Below are 19,385 nucleotides of genomic sequence, written 5' to 3'. Positions count from 1 at the left end.
GCTTTCTGTCTTTTCTTTTGTTTATGTGTTGATTTTTCTTTTTTGTTTTCACTGTTGTCTTAGCTGCCCGCCCAAGTTTTTTTAAATTTGTTGCTTACATAACGCACGCTAAACTAAACAATGTTTTTAAATAAGTTAATAATGCAGTTTTATTATATTTTATAAGCTCTCTACCGTGCGTGCGGTGTTTTAAACATAATAAAATTTTACTCCTATTATAACTATTTACCATTCTTATTAATTATTGACTTTAATATTATGTTTGTTATAATATTCTAATTAAGTCTTTGAAGGAGAAATATATTATGAGTTTAAATATAGAAGATAAAGGTAAAGCAAAAGTTGTAAAATTAGAAGGTAAATTAGATGTTAATTTATCTGTATCTATAGAAAGCGAATTAGATGCTCTTATAGAGTCTGGAAGTATTAATTTGATTTTAGAAATATCTAAAGTTGAATATTTAAGCTCAAGCGGAATTAGAGTATTCATTAATATGATGAGAAAGATAAAAGATAAAAACGGAAGACTTGTTTTAGCTTCAGTACCTGATGTAATAAAGAAAATATTAAAAACTGTAGATTTAGAAGATTTATTTGAAGTTTTTGATAGCGTTGATGATGCTTTAGCTACATTCTAAAATATTTTGAATGTTTTGTTTTTAAAGTAGTAATTATTATTACTTATATAAAAGGTTTATGAAATTAAAGCTATTATTATTACCATTATTTATTTTATTATCTTGTGCATCCAGTCAAAAGAGTGCAGATTCTATTTTTAATAGCAGACCTTTCTTAAGAGAGTATAAAAGATACTCTCTAACTTCTGGAGAGGGTAACCCTGTATTAGATTCTGTTATAGACAGAGAAGGAACTTGGGTATACTATTCCAGAGAAAATGCAGGTAATACCGATATATTTGCTGTAGATTCTTATACACTTGAAACTTTTAGACTCACAAGAAGCCCAGGAATAGATTCTTCTGTATCTGTGGATAGTAAATCAAAATATTTGGTATTCTCTTCTACTAGAGATGATGCTTTTTCTGATATTTATTTATATAAGTTGGTTAATCTTGGTATTAGAACTTCAAAAAATAATTTGGAAAATCTAGAGCAAAGTATAGTAAGAATAACAGATTATAAAGGCTATGATACAGACCCAGAAATCTCTCATAATGCCGATATGATAGCTTTTGTTTCAGACAGAGAAGATAATATAAAAAAACTCTTCACAGTTAAGCCAAATGGTAAAGATGTAATTAAAAGAGCAGATATAGAAGCCTCTTCTCCTACATTCTCTTTTAATGATAGGCATATTGCTTTTATTACTTCAAAAATAGGAGAGCCTTATTCTCAATTAGCAGTAGTAGACTTGCAAGCTAACTCCTACATCACAAATGATATTCAAACCAATTTGATGATTTTAACTGATACTAAAACCTTTAAGTTTAATCCGTCATTCTACAACAACGACACTATAATTTATTTTGAAATAGCAAATGATACTGATAAAGACGGCAATTTAACATATAATGATAAAAGAAGATTAATGTCTTATTCTTTGTCTACAGGACAATATTATGTATTAGAAGAAAATACAAGTTTAAGCACATTTAATGTAGCATATGAATCTGCTTTGGTAGGAAGCTATGTATTAAGCACTTCAGGCACTAGTATAGTAACTATGGGCTCTACTAAAGAATATTTCATTAAAGATGCCAATGCTAATGATATGTATAATACCTTTGTTGCTTTGCCTTATAACAGAAAAGTTGAAGTAATAGAGAAGTTTTCAGAGTATTTCCCTTCAGATGAAGATAGGGGCAATGTATCAAAGGCATATTTCGATGTAATGTATCAGGCCTATACTAATAAAAACAGAGATATTTACAATACTTCAAAAAATGTTCTAACAACAGAATATACTAACACTTTTTACGGATTTTTGGCTTTAAAGATAGATGAAAATTTTGACACTAATGATAACTGGCTTAATGCTTCATATTATACTACAAATGAATCAATTATCACAAGCAATGAAAATATAGTAAATGCTTTATCTTGGGCGGGCTACATATCTGCTAATGAAAAATATAATAAAAATAACACAAATGCTTCAACATTAGAAATTTTAAATAGCATAATAGACTATGACAGCAGCAAAGATTTATATGTATTAATATCAAAATTATATTCTCATTCACTTGAAGATAATAATTATAAATATCCTGCAGATGAGGACTTGTATAATAAACCTTACAGAAGAAAAGATTTAATATTTGCTGATAGGCTTGAAATAGCAAAAGATTTTATAAAAGATTCAAAGATTCCTTATCAAACAATAATAGATAACTCTCACCCCTATGCACCATTATCTGTAGCAAGCAGACTTATATATTTAGACGGACTTATACTTGCTAAAAATTATGATGCGGCAACTAATTTATTTCAGCCCTATATGGAATCAAAAAATGATATAATGCTTGCTTTGGGTTATTATGCTAATGCTAAAATATTATTAGACAAAAAAGATGATGCAGCTTATCAATTATTAGTAAATGCTGTAAAAAGCGGAGGCAAAAACTTTGAGCCTACTTATGAAGCAAAAGAATCAAAAAGAATACTTGCCAACTATTATAGAACTTTAGCAGATAATGCTTATAATGAAGAGAGATACAATATTGCTTATGACAATTATCAAGAAGTTTTAGTTTATAATCCTAATGATGCCAATGCTTCTTCAAGAATTATTGAAAGCGGACTTAGAGCATACAGCACTATAGAATCACTAGAACAAACCATAGCAGAGAGGGAGAGAACTCTTTTATCTACAAGATATTCAGAGCATGCAGCACATGCAGAGCTTGCTAATGCCTACTATTATTTGGCTAATAGATATTACGGCATAGCTATGTCTAAACAATATGACAGCGAAAGGTATGTGCTTAGCGAGAAAAAAAGAGAAGACGGATTTTATTTGTATTTGAATAAGTCTTTTAATACTATAGTAGATAAAGCAGTTTCTTATATGGATTTTGCTATATTTCTTTATCCTGATGAAGAGAATTATTATATAAAAAAGGCTGAAATGCTTACATTTGCAGAAGCCTTAAAAATGCAGGTTCTTCAAAGCGATAAAACATATAAAAGCATAATGGAATTAGTGCCAAGCTATAAAGACAATAATGTAAATAATGATAAATATATAGGCTACAATCAATTAACTCTTCAAACTCCAAATTTAGAAAGCGAAATAATTGATTCTCTTATAATGGCTAAAAGCAAGATAAAAACTAAGCCTAATGTTGTATCTATAATGCTTGCAAACTCTTACTTAATAAACGGCAGATACTCTGATGCGGCTAATGAATATAAAGAAGCTGAAGTTTTATTAAACAGTGTAGGAAGTGATAAGAGTAAGGCTTGGTATCATTTCTTTTATGGATATTCTTTGTGGATGAACAATGATATTAATGGAGCTTATAGAGAATATAATAAGGCAAGAGAGATTTTTGAAAGACTAGGCGACAGTGAGGCAGTATACAAAATAGTAGGCTACACTTCAGTTGCAGCTATTGAACAAAAAGACTACACTAAAGCTATTGAATCATTATTAGAGAGAAACACCATAATTACAAACAATGTAGAGCAGAATGAACTTAATGAACTTCTTATTGCTGCTTGCTACTTAAAACTTGAAGATTATAACAATGCATTAAAATACTGCGACAATGTGAAGGCTAAAATAGACAGTTTGGATTCTTCTTCATATAATCCAAATTATGTAAGTATTACTTTATATGGTGCTAATATTAATGTTGTAAACTTAGGTCTTGCTTCTTTTGGAGGATATATACCAGGTGAGCCTCTTAATGTTGATAAACAGCAGATGCTTTATTCTATATATCAAGAGCTTTATGAGAAGATGGGAAGATATTCAGAGTCAAGAGATGCTTTATCTTCTTATAGGAATTATATTATTAAAGATAAGCCTAAAAAATCAATACAGCCTTTAATGCTTGCTACATACTACAACAATGAAGGCTATTTATATTATAAGCAAGGCTCTGTTTCTAATTCTATTATGTCTTTTAGAAAGTCTATAGAAGAATACAGAAAAACTATAAACTCTAATGCCCTTAACAATAACCCTAGTTTAATATACGAAAATGCTCAAAATGATGCTAAAAACTATTTGAGCTTATCATCGCTTTATTTAAGATATTTATCTCAAAATGATTTAACTGCTATAAGAAGAGAGTTTTTTATGGAGCTCTTTGACACTACAAAAACTCTTCAGGTGCTTTCTACAAATAACAGCGTAAGCTCTAAAGACAGATTATTATTATATTCACATATAGCAGCTTTTCAATATATAATGGCTTTGAAGCTTACTGCTGAAGCTAATGATTTAATGCTTAACAGAAAGAAAAATAATGACGGATCTTTGGATATGAGCATGCATGATGTTAATGTTCAAAGACTTTATATGCTAAAAAATGCTATAGATAGATATAAATATATTCTCTCATCAAACTCGAACTTCCCTGTGGACTTAAAGACTGAAATTATTATTCGATACAATTTAGCTAAAGCCTATGAGCTTGCGGGCAATATTGAAGAGGCTGCTAGAGAATATATATCTGCTTTTTCTAAGGCTAAAGTTAATGCTTTTGCAGTTGAGGAGATTGCTATACTTACTACTTTAATAGATTTTAGTGAGAAGTATAGAGATATTTATCCTGACAGTCTTGATGAGCCTGTAATGTATGTGTTTAGAATATTACAGAGATTAAGAGAAAGCGTGTTTATGATTACTTTTGTAGAAGAAAATAATCTCATACTGCAAGAGGCTAGGTATAAAGTAATAGAGTTTTTGGAAGGCAATTATCCTGATGCTAGCATTAATATACTTGCTATGTTTGATGCAATAGATATGCGTAGGAAGTTCTTAGATAAAAGACTATATACACTCGGAGAGAATAACTATTATCTTAGAGATTATTATAAACTATATGAAAAAGCCCTCTATGCTTATCAAAAATATTTGTCTGCAGTAACAGCTAATTATGACAAAAAGCTTGAAGAGTCATCTCTAAAAGAAATTACAGAATATGAAAAAGAAGCTATTAAAACTTTTGAAAATACACCTATAAAAAATATAGTAATTTGCGATGTGAAGGCTACTGATATAGATAAATCAATGCGTAGTGATGAAACTCTAATATGGGATACTTATTTGGGTTATAGATTTGTGAGGGAGAATAAAAAGACTTATTTCTATTATCAAACTAATGACTTAATAAAAACAAAAAATTATGTTACTCATATTGGTGAGAGTCCTATTGTTATGAGTAATAATAATGCCTTTGTACGCGAGCTTTATGATTCTACTGAATATATGCTTCCTCCAAAGGTTGCTTATGTTGATAACAGATTAATTTCTTTTTATAAAGTTAATAGAAACGACAGAAAAAATATAGATATGACTGCCTCTTCTGCAAGCAACACTCTTCTTACAAATAATGTAAACTATGCAGATAATTATAGAGAAAATGAAGCTAGAGTGATGCCGGTTAATTATGTAGATAATGAAGATGACACTAATCTATATACTAATAATATAATTACAAACAATGCCACTAATAACACTCTTCAAGCTACTAACACTATTAGAGCTACTAATAGAGTGAGAAAGTTTAGGTTTGTGCCTTTTAATGATTTATTAACTAATGCCTATGTGCCTTTGGTTGTAGATATTACAGACACTAAAGCTTCTGATATATCAAACTTAATGAAAAAGAATTTCTATATTCTTTATGCAGACAAGAAAACTTTTGATGAAAATAAAGAAGTATTAAAAGAAGTTAATAATATAGCATTAGTGGTAGGCAATTCTAATACATATTCAAGAATAATGTTTTATACTAATTATTTCCAAAGTCTTGTAACTAATTCTTTGGAAGAGAGCATGAAAGGCTATGACAACAATTTATTTACAGTATACGGAAAGCCAGATAACAGCATGACCACTCTTTCAAATGAAACTTATAATTTCAAAAGCCGTTTGCTTGCATCATACAAAAAAACGCCTTCTGTTAGCATGATTTCTAATATTATAAGCTATTCACAATCTCCTAATGAGGTTATGGACAATTATGCTTATTTTATAGAAGATAGATATAATGCAAAAGACACCAACACTGCATACAATCTCTCTGAAGACGGATATAAATATTTTGCTTCCTCCTACAGTAATATAAGCGATTCTAATGCCTACTACTTTATGAAGGCAATGCTTCCTGTTTATAGAAGACTTGGAGATGAAGGGGCTGTTAAGGGTGCTAGAAGAGCTTTGCATTTTATGTATCTATACACAAATGAAAATTATCATTTAATAGATGAATACTTTACTCCTCGCACATTATCAAGATTCTTAAAATCAGGCGAAACTGTAGAAAATAATGTAAGATACGTAAATTATATAGCACAGAGAACTACAGGCACAAATAAAAATAAAATATTAGAAATAGCAGTGCTTTATGATTTAATATATGCTAAAACTCCTTTAGATAAAGTAACAAACTTACTCACTCTAATGACAAATACAAATCAAATACTCACAGTTGCAAATACAATATTAGATAATAAAACTACAAATGAAGCTAATATATTCTTAACTATGGATTATATTTACGGCAATCAGTATATATTTGAAGCTAATACTATTTCATCATTTGCTAATTTGTTTTATTCGCTTTATAAGGATAAGCCAAGTTATATATACGGACTTCTAAATAAAATAAGAGTGCCTGAGAGCGATTTTAGAAAGAATATTTATAATGCATATAACATATTTAGTAATGAAAACACAAATACTATGTTTATATTCTATTCTTATGAAGATGATAAATATACTTCTTATAGTTATGTTGTGGGTGATAATGAAGTAAAAAAATCTTCTCTTGTATCTATTGATAAATTAAGAAGTAGTTTAACTGCATTTACAAATGCTCCTAATGCTAATGAAAGAATGAAAGCATTAAAAGCTATAGAGTCTCAAATGCTATCTTCAGATGTATCTAAAAATGCATCAAGGGTGAACACTGTCTATATTACAGGCTCTTATCCTAATTTATTTACTATACCTTTTGCTTATTTTAATGACTTTAAGAATGCTGATGTTATAAAGATAAGAGAGTTAAAGTACGTGCCTATGGACGTTATTAATATAGGCAAGGCTAATATTAAATTAAATACTCAAACTAATTTTTACACATCATTAGAGAGTTTAGCTGTTGGTTATGCTGATGGAAAAAGAAAAGTGCCTCTTACTCACTATATAGGAATAGACACTAATTATAATAAGCCTTATAATAAAGAAGATATATTCTTATCTCCTGCTAGAAATGCTGATATATTTAAGTATTTAAGCGACAGAAGCAACAATAAATTAATGTTTACATACAGCACAGATTTATCGGGCGATTATTATACTGCTATGAAGTATTTATATATGAACTTTAATAATGGCGTTATAGACTCTTACAGATATATTAAAAACAATACTGTAAACCCTAATATAATAAATGCTTCAGATATGAACACTTTATTTAAGGGAAGCTATACTCTATTTGACTACATACTTCCTGGCATACCAAAATAAAAAGCATATTTTTAAGTTAAAAACATAATTACACTTGCAAAAAATTATATTTGTTCTATACTTAACTATATATAAATATCATAAAAAGTATTATTATTATTAATAATATATATATATAGGAGTATCAATGGACTTATTAGCACATATTTTAGCAACAGAAAATGATGAGAGGTTTATTAAAAGCTTACTTTCAGAACTTTTTACCAAAGATGAGCAGGATATGATTCAGCAAAGGCTCAGGATAGTCACCCTGCTTAGGAGGAAAATGCCTCAATATGAAATAGCAAAAAGTCTGAATGCTAGTCTTTGTTCCATTACAAGAGGGGCAAAGGAATTAAAAAAACAAGATAGTGCTTTGGCAGTTATAGTTGATAAATACCTAATGAACAATAAAGAGTTTCAAGAATCCTTAAACAAATCATAAAAATAATAAACTAATTTCATCTGCATAATTAAAATAATTTTCTTTTATAGATAAATATTCATCTGTTATAAGGAAATAATTTTTGTTGTTTTTTATAATTGATGAATATTTGTCTTTAAAATCTTCTTTAAATAAAGTGTTATAATTATTTATATTTATGCCTTTTACAGTCCTTAGAGAGAGAAATATAAACTCTTTTTTTTGTGTTTCTTTGTCTATATATTCTATTTCTTTAATAGGTTTTTTATTTTGTTTAATGTGTTCAATATATGTTTTTACATTTTTTATATTTTCGTATCTTTCGTTGTTGTAGTATCCTACAGCAGAAGCTCCTAACCCTAAATAATTTTTTAGTTTCCAGTAGTTTGAGTTATGTATTGACTCATAATTATTAATAGCATAGTTTGATATTTCGTATCTTATAAATCCCAAATCTTTTAATGTGTTTGAAGATATTTTATAATATTCCACACTTTCCTCTTCTTTTGGCAGATAATCTCTCCATTTCTCTTCAAGTGATTTTGTTAGCTCCAAATAGTAAAGAGATATATGTTTTGTTTTGGGTAGTAATTCTAATGCTTTTAGAATGTCTTTTTTTGTTTGAAGCTTATCATTTAGGGGCAGTCCCGATATAAAGTCAAGAGAAATGTTATTTATAGCAGAGGCGTTTAAGAGTGTTAGGGCATTAACAATCTCTTCTAATTCTGTGCGTCTATTTATGAGAGACAAAGCTTTTTCATTGAATGTTTGAAGACCTAGGGATATTCTTATATTTTCTACACTTTCTAAAAAATTAATATATTCACTGTTTATATCATTAATATTTGATTCTATTGTTATTTCTTTTATTAGTTTTATGTCTTGATGATTTTTAAGAATATTTAATATATTGTCTAATAAATATTTAAGTAAATTAGCGTTTAATACTGAAGGCGTGCCTCCTCCAAAGTATATTGTTTTTATCTCTTCTTTATAATCATCTATTCTTAATTTTAATTCTTCAATTAATGCATCAGCGTAGTTTTTATATGTTTCTTTTTCATTCATATTAACAACAGAAAAAAAATTGCAGTAGCTACATTTGTATGTGCAAAAGGGTATATGTATATAAAGACCAGACATTAGTTTAAGAAATCTTTAAGAGAGCTATATCTTTTGGAATGCATTTTTTTAAGAGCCTTTTTTTCTATTTGCCTTATGCGTTCTTTGGTGAATGAATACTTCTCTCCAACCTCTTTTAATGTCTTTTTCTCTTGGTCAAGACCGTATCTTGCATTGATTATTTCTTTTTCTATATCAGAAAGCTCTTCCATTGCTATTTTTAACTCTTCAGTAAGCTCTTTATCAGATAATATGTCTTCTACAGTTTTACTGTTTTTATCTTCAACTACATCAACTAATCTGTCTTTAACACCGTCCATATTAAAATCTTTTTCAAGTGACACATATTCATTATTCATAGCCATAATATTTCTAATTTCTCTAGGCTCTTTTTTTAATATAGAAGCCAAATCCTCAACATCAGGCATATGACCAGTTTTGTAATAACATTGATGAACAGCCCTCTCCAAATCCACCAAATCCATAGCTTTGTTCAAAGGAAGCCTTATGAGTCTTGATTTTTCATTGATAGCCCTTAATATGCTCTGCCTTATCCAATAAACAGCATAAGAAATAAAATGATATCCCTTGTCTGGGTCAAATCTGTCTGTAGCTATTATAAGACCTAAATTACCTTCACCTATTAAATCCTCTAAAAGTAAACCGCTGTTTTTATACTGCTTAGCAATGCTTATTACAAACCTTAAATTGCTTCTTATAAGTTTAGCCCTAGCTTGAGAATCGCCTTTTTTTAATCTCTGAGTTAATTCTATTTCCTCTTCTCTAGTAAGAAGTTTCTCCCTCTTGGCATCTGCAAAATATAAAGATATATTATTATTTTCTTCTATATTACTCTTTGTTCTACTATTTGGCATTAATTTTATGCTGTCCTTTATAAATATCTATTAGCAAGGTCATGTACTACAGAATGGTTAAAGGAATGTGAAGATTTATTAGCCACAACCCTTCCTATTATAGGTCTTCCTAATATATATAAGTCTCCTATTATATCCAAAATCTTATGTCTTACAAACTCATTATCGAAATGAAGTTTAGTATTAATTACCTTACCGTCACAAAGAAGTATATGACTTCCTATCATACCGCTTCCAGCCATACCCATCTTTTGAGCATAGTCAATATTGTCTATAGTGTTAAAAGACCTTGCCCTTCCCACTTCATTAGTAAACTGTTCAAAATTGTCAAACTTGTATGTATATTCCTGAACGCCGATTGTTCCTGCAAAATCTATACGCAAACTCACCTCAAGACCATTATATGGAGAGAGTATTATATATGTTTCATTATCATTAACATTTCCATAGGTTAGCGTTTCATCTATCACTATAGGCTCTATATAATCATCTTGCTCAACAAAACCAGCCTCTTCTAAAGCATTACAAAATACCAAAGCAGAACCATCAACATTAGGAACTTCTCCATCGCATTTTACTATTAAATTTGTTATACCCATCATATGAAGTGCTGCCAAGAAATGCTCGGTTGTTTTTATATATCTGTTTCCTGCAACTAATGCTGTAGAGTTTACTGCTCCTGATTTATCTTTTGAAAGTATGTTGGTGTGGTCTAATTTTATTTGTGTGTTGGTATTAATATCAATAAAAACGATGCCTGTATTTACTTCAGCAGGTACTAAAGTAAGTGCTGTTTTTCTTCCTTCCATTAGAGCAAAACCGCTTACCACTATACTTTTGGCAATAGTTCTTTGCTTTACTTTATATTTGTTGTTAGTTTTATGATGATGAGTGTTATTGTTGTTTGATGTATTATTTTCTATAATATTTTCATTTTTCTTAAAAACTTCATCGCAAGAAGATAATAGTTTACTCACACTAATAGGCTTTTCTAAAAAGTCATAAGCACCCATTTTAGTAGCCCTTACCGCAGTTTCCACCCCAGCATGACCGCTCATCATTATAACATTAGTATCAGGATATTTATTTTTTATATTTGACAATATATCCAAACCATCTACATTAGGAAGCCATACATCTAGAAATACTAAATCTATTTTTTTGTTATCAAATGTTTTTAAAGCTTCTTCGTAGTTTTTAGCAATATCAACATTATAGCCTTCATCTTCTAATACATTTTTGCATGCATTTAAAATATCTTCTTCATCATCTATTATTAGTATATTGTTTTTCATCATAATTCAATTTTCCTACTCAAATATAATATTATATTAACCGTATAAAATCAATATATTATATATATAAATTATCGGAATTATGTTAATATAATAGTATAATTATTCATTTTTTGATATAGTTGATATCTATGTAAAAATGAAAAAAATATAAATTAATTAAATATATATAAACTTTATAAGGATTAATTTTTGTATATGAAAAAGATAATAATAATACCAGATTCATTTAAGGGAAGTGCTAGCAGTTTAGAGGTTTGCGAATGTATAGAGAGAGGGGTATTAAAGGTAGTTAAAGATGTTGTTGTTAAAAAGATTCCTATTGCAGACGGGGGTGAGGGTACGGTTGAAAGTGTGATTTATGCTACGGGCGGAGAGTTTATAAGACTTGATGTAAAAAACCCTTTAGGAAAAAGTGTTAGTGCTAAGTATGGATTAATTAGCAAGAGTCAGGCTGTTATAGAGATGGCTGAGGCTTCGGGGATTACATTAGTGAGTGAAAAAGAGAGAAACCCTTTAAAATCTTCTACCTATGGAACGGGGGAACTTATAAAAGATGCTATTAATAGGGGAGTTAAAGAGATATTAATTGGCATTGGGGGCAGTGCTACTAATGATTGCGGTATTGGTATGGCTAATGCTTTGGGGTATAGGTTTTTAGATGAGAAAGGAGAAGAACTTGAAAGCATTGCTGAGAATATGATAAAAGTAAAAAGCATAGATGACAGTAATGTTGATAAAAGGCTTTTTGATATAAAAATAAATGTAGCTTCTGATGTTAAGAATGTGCTTTATGGAGATGATGGAGCTACTGCTATATACGGCAAACAGAAGGGGGTTACTGAAGAGAGTTTTGATGTGCTTGATAATGGGCTTAAAAATATTGCTGGCTTAATAAAAGAGAAATATAAAAAAGAGATTGATTTTATAGAAGGCTCTGGTGCTGCCGGAGGTTTAGGAGGGGGGCTTATTGGTTTTTGTAATGCGGAGATTAAAAGCGGAATTGACGCTATGCTTGATATAATTAATTTTGAGAGAGAGCTAGAGGGTGCTTCTTTGGTTATCACTGGAGAAGGAGCTATTGACGGGCAGACAAAAAAAGGAAAAGTACCTGTGGGAGTTGCTAGGAGGGTTAAAAAATTAAATAAAGATATTTCTGTTATTGCCATTGTTGGAGATATAAGAGAGGGTGCTGAGGCTGTTTATGAGATGGGGATAGATTCTATTATGCCTGCTTTAAAGAGGGCTATGCCGCTTGAGGAGGCAATTGCTAATTCTAAAGTTTTGATAGAAGATGCTTCCGAGAGGGCATTGAGGTTCATTAATATCAATATATGAAAAATTGTATTAATTTGTTTGCATATGGGCTTATTATATATTTTTCCTATATGCAATGATTTTATTTCAAAAAAATTATTCTTTAAAAATCATTCTTTAAAAAATATTATTTAAGCAGAGTTAAGTTAGTTTCTCTAAAAATAGCATATTCAATATTGCTTCATAATCAAAAAATAAGTTTCTAATTTTATATAGCAATTGATTTTATAGTTTATTAGGCTTATAATAGTAAACATAATTTAATTAACATATTTATTTGAAATTATATAAATTAATAATAAGGAAACCCACTATGAACAAAATTATACCTTTCTCGCCCCCTGACATTACAGACAATGAAATTGAGGCTGTAGTTAATGTTTTAAAATCCGGCTGGATTACTAGCGGAGTTGTAAACAAAGAGCTTGAAGAGGAGCTTTGTAAATATATAAATGTTAAAAGGGTAAAGCTATTATCTAGTGCTACTATGGCTATGGAGCTAGCTTTAAAAATATTCGGTGTTACTGAGGGCGATGAGGTGATAGTGCCTGCGTATACTTATGCTTCTACTGCTAATGTGGCTATACATTTGGGGGCTAAGGTTGTGTTTATTGATGCGGCTGATGATGACTTTAATATAGATTTAGAGAAGCTTGAAAAGGCTATTACAAGTAAAACAAAAGCTGTTATTGCTGTTGATGTTGGCGGTAAACCTTGCGATTATGACGGCATTATAAAAATACTTGAAAAGAAAAAAGATTTATTTACTGCATTAGAAACCAATAAATATCAAAAGCAATTAAACAGGGCTTTGTTCTTGCTTGATGCTGCTCATTCTATTGGTGCTGTTTACAAAGGAAATAGGGTAGGAAGTCAGGCTGATTTTTCTTCTTTCTCATTTCATGCTGTTAAGAATGTTACAACTGCTGAGGGTGGAGCTTTGAGTTTTAATGATATTGGCGATATTAATGCTGATGAGATTTACAAAGAAGTGTCTATTTGGGCTTTGAATGGTCAGAACAAAAGTGCATTAGATAAAACAAAGTTAGGAAGCTGGAGATATGATATTGAGGTTGCAGGTTATAAATGCAATATGAGCGATATTCATGCGGCTATTGGTTTATCGCAATTAAAGAGATATGATGAGATGCTTAAAAATAGAAAAAACATTGTGAATATATATAACAGTGTTTTGGGTGCGAGCAAAAAAGTTATACTTCCTGTATTCAAAGACGATGAGGCTGAATCATCTTATCATTTGTATTTATTAAGAATTAGGGACTATGATGAGGCTGATAGGGATTTGCTTATAGAGAAGATGGCAGAGCTTGGCATAGTGCTTAATGTGCATTATTTGCCTCTTCCTTTTCACAAGGTTTATAAGGATTATGTTGATAATAATTATATAAATGCTTTTAATTTGTATAAGAATGAAGTAACTTTGCCATTATACAGCACACTTAAAGAGGAGGACGCTTTATATATTGCTAAGAATATTTTTAGGTATTTGGAGAGCAACTGAGTTTAGGAAGAAGCGGTTGTGTTTTTATGTTTTTTTATTTGCAGGGCTTTGCCCCGCACCCCACTTCTTTTGCCGAATAGGCACCTACTTGGTGGTGTCCCAAAGAAGCAAAAAGACTGCATTTAATAAAGTATAGCTTTTTATGTATAACAAAATATAGATATTATTTTATATATTCCAAAATATAAAGTTAAAACATTTGCACTTTTTGCAACTTTTTGCGGCGGGAAAAAGTTGAAAAAAATAAAAACTTATGACAAAACATAATTATTTAGGATACATTGATAAATTATAATGTTTTATATTTTTGTTAGTTTGATTATTGTTATTATAGCTCTCCTTTTCTGCTATCTCTACTACGAAATAAAAATACATAACACTAAAAAAATAAATAATAATCTGCAAATAATGCTCGCCGTTAAAACTTATGATAATGACTTAATTAACATAATAAAAGATGATGATGTTAAAGGAATAATCATTAATATAGCCGATATTAATACTATTGAAAGACTCATAAAAAATATAAAAGAAAATATAAACAAAAAAATATTCATAGCACTAGACGAAGATTATAAGCCAACGCATAATTTATTTTTTGACCAGCACTTTAAGGTTTATCAAAGCTATATTGGTGAGAGGCAAAGCGAAACTTATGCATACGATATTGCTAAAAAAAGAGCATCTACTCTTAAAGCTATTGGCGTTAATATGTTTTTATCTCCTGTGGTAAATACTCTCTGTAATGAAAAATCTCATCTAAAAGAGCATATCTTCAGCGGTGATAAACAAATTGCTTCAAAGTTAATATCTCAAACAATTAAAGCGTATAAAGACAGTGGCGTCCTCACCGCCGCAAAATATTTTCCAAAATACTATGATGATGAGTTATATATATTAGATAATATAAAAAATGTTGAAAATATAATAGACTCAAAACAAACCTTCTTGTCGGCAATAGAAAGCGACTTCTTTGTGATGAGCCATATTAAAAATGAAAAATTATACAGAGATTATCTTTTTAATAGCCTTAACTTTAAAGGCGTTGTAATGAGTGATTATATTAATAAATATTCTCTTATAAATACTAATTTGCTTAATGTTATTGATTACAGGTTTTATAAATTAAATAGAGAAAAGATAAAAAATATTAAAACAGAGGATAGTGAATTATGCGTAAAAATTTCAAAGTTGTTAAATCGATTATAATTTTATTTAGTTTTGTAATTGTTGGGCTAGCTATTAATTCTTGCACCAAAAAAGACAGCATCACAGAAGATGAAAAATATATTTTGGAATTGAAAAAAAAATATTCTTATTTGTCTGATTATATAGATGAAGTTAATAGTATGAGCATTGAAGAGAGGCGAGGGCTTCTTACTATGGTGGGCATCACAGACACAGTATTAAGTGAGGAAACTATAAAGACATTAAAAGATAATCATGTTTCTGGAGTTATACTTTTTAATTACAATATAGTAGATGAGGAACAATTAAAGAAACTCACATCGGACTTAAAGAAATATGTTAACAAAAATATGTTAATATCTATAGACGAAGAAGGAGGCGAAGTCTTTAGAATACCTTTCGACAAATACAAAGACATTTCAGCCAAAATGATAGGCGACAGCAACAGCATTGAATATGCCTACAACATTGCATACAACAAAGCAAAGTTTCTAAAAGAGATGGGTATTAATATGATACTAGGTCCGTTATGCGACGTGCCAAGCAATAAAGATTCTTATATATACAATAGAAGTTTTTCTACAAATGTTGAGATGGTTTCAAAAATGGTGGAAGCTACAATAAAAGCTCAAAAAGATGCTGGTATTATAAGCGTTGTTAAGCATTTTCCTGGTCATGGGGACACCGTTGTTAATTCGCATAGTGAGTTTCCTGTGATAGATAAGACTTTAGAGGAGCTGAAAAATAAAGAATTAATACCTTTTCAAAAGGCTATAGATTTGGGTGCTGAGATGGTTTTAGTTTCGCATATAAAAAATAAATATATAGATGATACACTTCCTGCTAGCATGTCAGAAAAATATAGAAAGTTACTTGAGGAAGATATGGGTTTTAAAGGCGTGATTATTACAGATGATCTCGTTATGACAGGAAAGATTGAGAGCACTATAAATTACGGCATAAATCTTACAAGCAATATTTATAAGAATGTAAAAGAGATGTTTAGAAATATAGAACCAGATATAATTTCATGTGCTAAGGTATTAAAGATAATGAGAGAAAATACCTAACACACAAAATTATTATTTAGTTATTAATTAGCTTTTTTCTTTTTTCTGTTGCTGTTTGGATTTCTTTTATAAGTGAGAGTAGAATCTAATCCTTTAGCAACGAATTCATTTATTATGTTTACTACGGTATGATATGTTACATTATATTGTTTAGCGATATCAGTATGTGTCAGCCCAGTGTTTTTTTTGTCATCTAAAGCTAATATAATGTTTGCTCTCGATATCAACCTTTTAGATTTACCTTCATTTTTAATAAAGTCTTTAATCTTTTGTTTTTCTTCCTCTTTTAAAGATATTATGTGTTTAGTAGTTATACTCATTTTTTAAACCTCCAATTTTAATACTAAAACAGCTAATTTTAAAAAAGATATTGTTTAAGCTAAAAATTATTTTTTAACTTAAATACATATAACATAAAAACACAAAGAAAAATATAAAAATACCATTAAATTCATATCATATTTTAAGGGGACAATATAACACATTATAAAAAAATATCAATATGAAAAAGAATTAGTTCCCTAATATATGAAATATTATTCTATTTTATATGTCCAATAATGCAAAATTTACCTCCTTATATGTTTTTTTCATACCCCTTAAATAATATAAACATGTATTTTTGGTATTATGTAAAAAGTTTTCATCGTTTATAGAAGATAAATTTATATTAATATTTACTATAGAACATTTTGCCGCAGCATATAGTATTGTATAGGCACATACTATATCGCTTATAACGCCCTCATTGCCATATTTGTGAATTATCTCAAAATGCTCTAATAACTCATAACAGCTTTTAAGCGTTTGAAGAGGAGGCTCTAATGCTTTTTTTGCTGCCTCAGAAATAGCATTTTTTCTTATCTCTTTTTGTTCATCGGTGTCTTTAGGTAATTTGTATGCGTCCATAATTAATTGAAACATATCAGCATCTTTATCTACAATTTCTATTAACTGAGATTTTATTTGTTTTATATTTTCTACAGCATTATTGAAAGCAATTTGTTTTTCTGTTTCTAATTCTTTAAACTTTTTTTTGTTTACGGTGAGATGAGCAACCATTCCAGCCAAAGCACAGGCCAAGCTAGCAACAACAGCAGTAACGCTTCCTCCACCCGGAGCCGGCAATGATGAATCTACATCATTAATATAATCTAACACGCTTTTGTTTATGAGCTTTTCCATTTTCAAAAATCTCCTTAAAAGTTTTTTAATGTTTTTTTGTGATGCGTTAATAATTTATTAGAGAGTTCAATATACTAAAGATTTTATATTTTGTCAAAATTTGTTTTTTAAAATTTATGTATTTGTGGTGGCTTTGCCCCCACGCCCCCACTTCTTTTGCCGACGCTCTGCGTGCCGTAGGCAAGGCACCTACTCGGTGGCGACTGAAGGAAGTGCCCTTGTGGCGTGACCCAAAGAAGCAAAAAGACTGCATTCAATAAATTATAGCTTTTTACGTGTAATAAAATATAGATATTATTTTACGTATTCCAAAAATATAAAGCTAAAACAATATCACTTCCTCTTTAAGTGCTTAAACTGCTCCTTGGTTGCTTCTATTATCTCGTCTAATGTCATACTCTCTCTGCCTAACGCCCTCTCTAATTCCTCAATCTTTTTACTCTCTTCAAGCAATGCTTTTTCTCTCTCCCTTTTTTGTTTTTGAAGTTTCCTTGCTATTTCTAATAATTCTTCTTCTGTGTAATGGGGTTTTATGAGTTTTTCTTTATCTCCCTCTCTTAAATAGATTTTTAAAAAACTTAAAAAATCAAGCCATAATGTTGGTATGTTGTTTTTCTCTTTTGCCTTTAATTTCGCATATTTAATACACTCCCTCCAATCATACTTTCTTTCGTTAAAAATCTTTAATAATAGCTCTTGTTTTTCTTTGCTCTTAAAACCGTATAACTCAGAGATTTTGGAAGCATTATTGTAAGTAAAATTATTAAATACTTGGCATAATTCTAATACAAAAGAATCAAACTCTGAGAGAAGAAAATTACTATTAATTATATTATTATTTTTATTATTAATTATATTATTATCTTTAACTTTTTCTTTAATACCATCTAAGCAATTTTGATTATACTCTTTTATATTATTTGATAAATCTGTATCATCATTTAATTTAATTCTATTAACTAATTTTATTTTTGCTAATGAGAAAGCATCATCATTTTTATTGGTATTGTTGTTTTTATTAATGCTTTCATTTTCTTTATACTCCTGAATGTTTATATTAATTTCTTTATTGTTAGTGATTTCTTCATTGTTTTTTAATTCTTCATTTTCTAATTTTTTATTTTCAGTATTATTTATATATATCTTTCTCTTATCCACATTCTTCTCTTTTATATCATAAACAACCCTTATGTAATTATGCTCCTTTAATTCTGATATGCATCTCGATATGCTTACATTGCTCATAGAATACAAATTAGCAAAATAGGCATTTGTGGCAAAACAGTAGCCTTTCTCATTGCTGAGGGCTGTAATCTCTCCGTATATTAATCTTGTGAGAGGGCTTAATCTTTTGTCGTATCTAACATTTGCGGGTATTATGGCATAATAATTTTTTTTGTCTTTATTCATTATAAAAACACCTCTAATAGTTTAATAATTTTTCTTTATACTAAATTCAATTTTTATAATGATTTATAAGCTTAATTTGCTGGATTTTATGATTTTTTGTAATTTTTTATGATTTTTCTTATAATTAATAGACTTGTTTCAAAACTAAATTAATAAATATTTATATGTTTTTAGTTTAATATTTAGTATGTAAAATATAATTAGTATTACTTTCTTAACTTGCACTTTTTGGTTCTTTTGACGAAGTCCGCAGAGCGAAGGCGGGAAAAAGAACAATTATTATAAACTTAAAAATTTTTATGTTTTTATTATTTGTGGTGGCTTTGCCCCCAC

The 19,385-nt window shown here is 29.3% G+C and carries 13 protein-coding genes; 7 read left to right on the top strand and 6 right to left on the bottom strand.

Annotated features, from left to right (window positions below; translation table 11 throughout):
• The first annotated feature begins 305 nt into the window (after window positions 1-305).
• The 3 genes from E6A48_RS08160 to E6A48_RS08150 all read left to right on the top strand — a co-directional run bounded on the left by E6A48_RS08160 (window position 306) and on the right by E6A48_RS08150 (window position 8,089).
• Window positions 306-638 carry an STAS domain-containing protein gene (locus tag E6A48_RS08160; protein WP_013243600.1) on the top strand — a complete coding sequence of 111 codons (333 nt, stop codon included), beginning with the start codon at window positions 306-308 and terminating at the stop codon, window positions 636-638.
• A gap of 58 nt (window positions 639-696) precedes the next feature.
• Window positions 697-7,665 carry a TolB-like translocation protein gene (locus E6A48_RS08155; protein ID WP_219709588.1) on the top strand — a complete coding sequence of 2,323 codons (6,969 nt, stop codon included), beginning with the start codon at window positions 697-699 and terminating at the stop codon, window positions 7,663-7,665.
• Between the two features lie 127 nt (window positions 7,666-7,792).
• Window positions 7,793-8,089, top strand: coding sequence for a Trp family transcriptional regulator (locus tag E6A48_RS08150; protein ID WP_219709586.1), 297 nt, complete (start codon window positions 7,793-7,795; stop codon window positions 8,087-8,089).
• Here the strand turns inward: E6A48_RS08150 and hemW are convergent.
• The 3 genes from hemW to lpxC are packed head-to-tail and all read right to left on the bottom strand — an operon-like array spanning window position 8,084 to window position 11,363.
• On the bottom strand, window positions 8,084-9,211 hold the full coding sequence (gene hemW, locus E6A48_RS08145) for a radical SAM family heme chaperone HemW (protein ID WP_219709584.1): 1,128 nt from the start codon (window positions 9,209-9,211) through the stop codon (window positions 8,084-8,086). The two genes, E6A48_RS08150 and hemW, sit on opposite strands and share 6 nt — an antisense overlap.
• The gene (locus tag E6A48_RS08140; RefSeq protein WP_219709582.1) at window positions 9,211-10,065 is read right to left on the bottom strand and encodes a sigma-70 family RNA polymerase sigma factor; all 855 of its coding nucleotides are present in this window, start codon (window positions 10,063-10,065) and stop codon (window positions 9,211-9,213) included. Before E6A48_RS08140 ends, hemW begins: the two co-directional genes overlap by 1 nt.
• Before the next feature lie 17 nt (window positions 10,066-10,082).
• Window positions 10,083-11,363, bottom strand: coding sequence for a UDP-3-O-acyl-N-acetylglucosamine deacetylase (gene lpxC / locus E6A48_RS08135; RefSeq protein WP_219709577.1), 1,281 nt, complete (start codon window positions 11,361-11,363; stop codon window positions 10,083-10,085).
• 195 nt (window positions 11,364-11,558) lie between these two features.
• Between lpxC and E6A48_RS08130 the strand changes: the two genes are divergently transcribed.
• The 4 genes from E6A48_RS08130 to E6A48_RS08115 all read left to right on the top strand — a co-directional run bounded on the left by E6A48_RS08130 (window position 11,559) and on the right by E6A48_RS08115 (window position 16,457).
• Entirely contained in the window at window positions 11,559-12,698 is a 1,140-nt protein-coding gene (locus tag E6A48_RS08130; RefSeq protein ID WP_219709576.1) for a glycerate kinase family protein, read from the top strand.
• A 292-nt stretch (window positions 12,699-12,990) separates the two neighbouring features.
• The gene (locus tag E6A48_RS08125; RefSeq protein WP_219709574.1) at window positions 12,991-14,199 is read left to right on the top strand and encodes a DegT/DnrJ/EryC1/StrS family aminotransferase; all 1,209 of its coding nucleotides are present in this window, start codon (window positions 12,991-12,993) and stop codon (window positions 14,197-14,199) included.
• Window positions 14,200-14,493: 294 nt separating this feature from the next.
• Complete coding sequence (locus E6A48_RS08120) at window positions 14,494-15,408, top strand: glycoside hydrolase family 3 N-terminal domain-containing protein (protein WP_219709573.1); 915 nt, start codon at window positions 14,494-14,496, stop codon at window positions 15,406-15,408.
• On the top strand, window positions 15,372-16,457 hold the full coding sequence (locus E6A48_RS08115) for a glycoside hydrolase family 3 N-terminal domain-containing protein (protein WP_219709571.1): 1,086 nt from the start codon (window positions 15,372-15,374) through the stop codon (window positions 16,455-16,457). Before E6A48_RS08120 ends, E6A48_RS08115 begins: the two co-directional genes overlap by 37 nt.
• 23 nt (window positions 16,458-16,480) lie before the next feature.
• On the opposite strand, the gene E6A48_RS08110 is transcribed toward E6A48_RS08115, so the two are convergent.
• The 3 genes from E6A48_RS08110 to E6A48_RS08100 all read right to left on the bottom strand — a co-directional run bounded on the left by E6A48_RS08110 (window position 16,481) and on the right by E6A48_RS08100 (window position 19,052).
• Window positions 16,481-16,777, bottom strand: coding sequence for a helix-turn-helix domain-containing protein (locus E6A48_RS08110; RefSeq protein ID WP_013243580.1), 297 nt, complete (start codon window positions 16,775-16,777; stop codon window positions 16,481-16,483).
• Window positions 16,778-17,003: 226 nt separating this feature from the next.
• Window positions 17,004-17,642, bottom strand: coding sequence for a cyclodeaminase/cyclohydrolase family protein (locus E6A48_RS08105; RefSeq protein ID WP_013243579.1), 639 nt, complete (start codon window positions 17,640-17,642; stop codon window positions 17,004-17,006).
• A 333-nt stretch (window positions 17,643-17,975) separates the two neighbouring features.
• Entirely contained in the window at window positions 17,976-19,052 is a 1,077-nt protein-coding gene (locus tag E6A48_RS08100) for a helix-turn-helix domain-containing protein (protein WP_219709569.1), read from the bottom strand.
• Between the last annotated feature and the right edge of the window lie 333 nt (window positions 19,053-19,385).

It is taken from the genome of Brachyspira pilosicoli (assembly GCF_019402445.1).
Lineage (GTDB): Bacteria > Spirochaetota > Brachyspiria > Brachyspirales > Brachyspiraceae > Brachyspira > Brachyspira pilosicoli_B.
This window is presented reverse-complemented; position numbering and strand designations above follow the sequence as displayed.

Excerpts from the sequence above, each read along its gene's own strand:
- hemW (WP_219709584.1), bottom strand. The coding sequence starts at position 9,211 with ATGTCTGGTCTTTATATACATATACCCTTTTGCACATACAAATGTAGC.
- E6A48_RS08100 (WP_219709569.1), bottom strand. The coding sequence starts at position 19,052 with ATGAATAAAGACAAAAAAAATTATTATGCCATAATACCCGCAAATGTT.
- E6A48_RS08115 (WP_219709571.1), top strand. The coding sequence starts at position 15,372 with ATGCGTAAAAATTTCAAAGTTGTTAAATCGATTATAATTTTATTTAGT.
- E6A48_RS08105 (WP_013243579.1), bottom strand. The coding sequence starts at position 17,642 with ATGGAAAAGCTCATAAACAAAAGCGTGTTAGATTATATTAATGATGTA.
- E6A48_RS08125 (WP_219709574.1), top strand. The coding sequence starts at position 12,991 with ATGAACAAAATTATACCTTTCTCGCCCCCTGACATTACAGACAATGAA.
- E6A48_RS08140 (WP_219709582.1), bottom strand. The coding sequence starts at position 10,065 with ATGCCAAATAGTAGAACAAAGAGTAATATAGAAGAAAATAATAATATA.
- E6A48_RS08150 (WP_219709586.1), top strand. The coding sequence starts at position 7,793 with ATGGACTTATTAGCACATATTTTAGCAACAGAAAATGATGAGAGGTTT.
- E6A48_RS08160 (WP_013243600.1), top strand. The coding sequence starts at position 306 with ATGAGTTTAAATATAGAAGATAAAGGTAAAGCAAAAGTTGTAAAATTA.
- lpxC (WP_219709577.1), bottom strand. The coding sequence starts at position 11,363 with ATGATGAAAAACAATATACTAATAATAGATGATGAAGAAGATATTTTA.
- E6A48_RS08155 (WP_219709588.1), top strand. The coding sequence starts at position 697 with ATGAAATTAAAGCTATTATTATTACCATTATTTATTTTATTATCTTGT.
- E6A48_RS08110 (WP_013243580.1), bottom strand. The coding sequence starts at position 16,777 with ATGAGTATAACTACTAAACACATAATATCTTTAAAAGAGGAAGAAAAA.
- E6A48_RS08130 (WP_219709576.1), top strand. The coding sequence starts at position 11,559 with ATGAAAAAGATAATAATAATACCAGATTCATTTAAGGGAAGTGCTAGC.
- E6A48_RS08120 (WP_219709573.1), top strand. The coding sequence starts at position 14,494 with ATGTTTTATATTTTTGTTAGTTTGATTATTGTTATTATAGCTCTCCTT.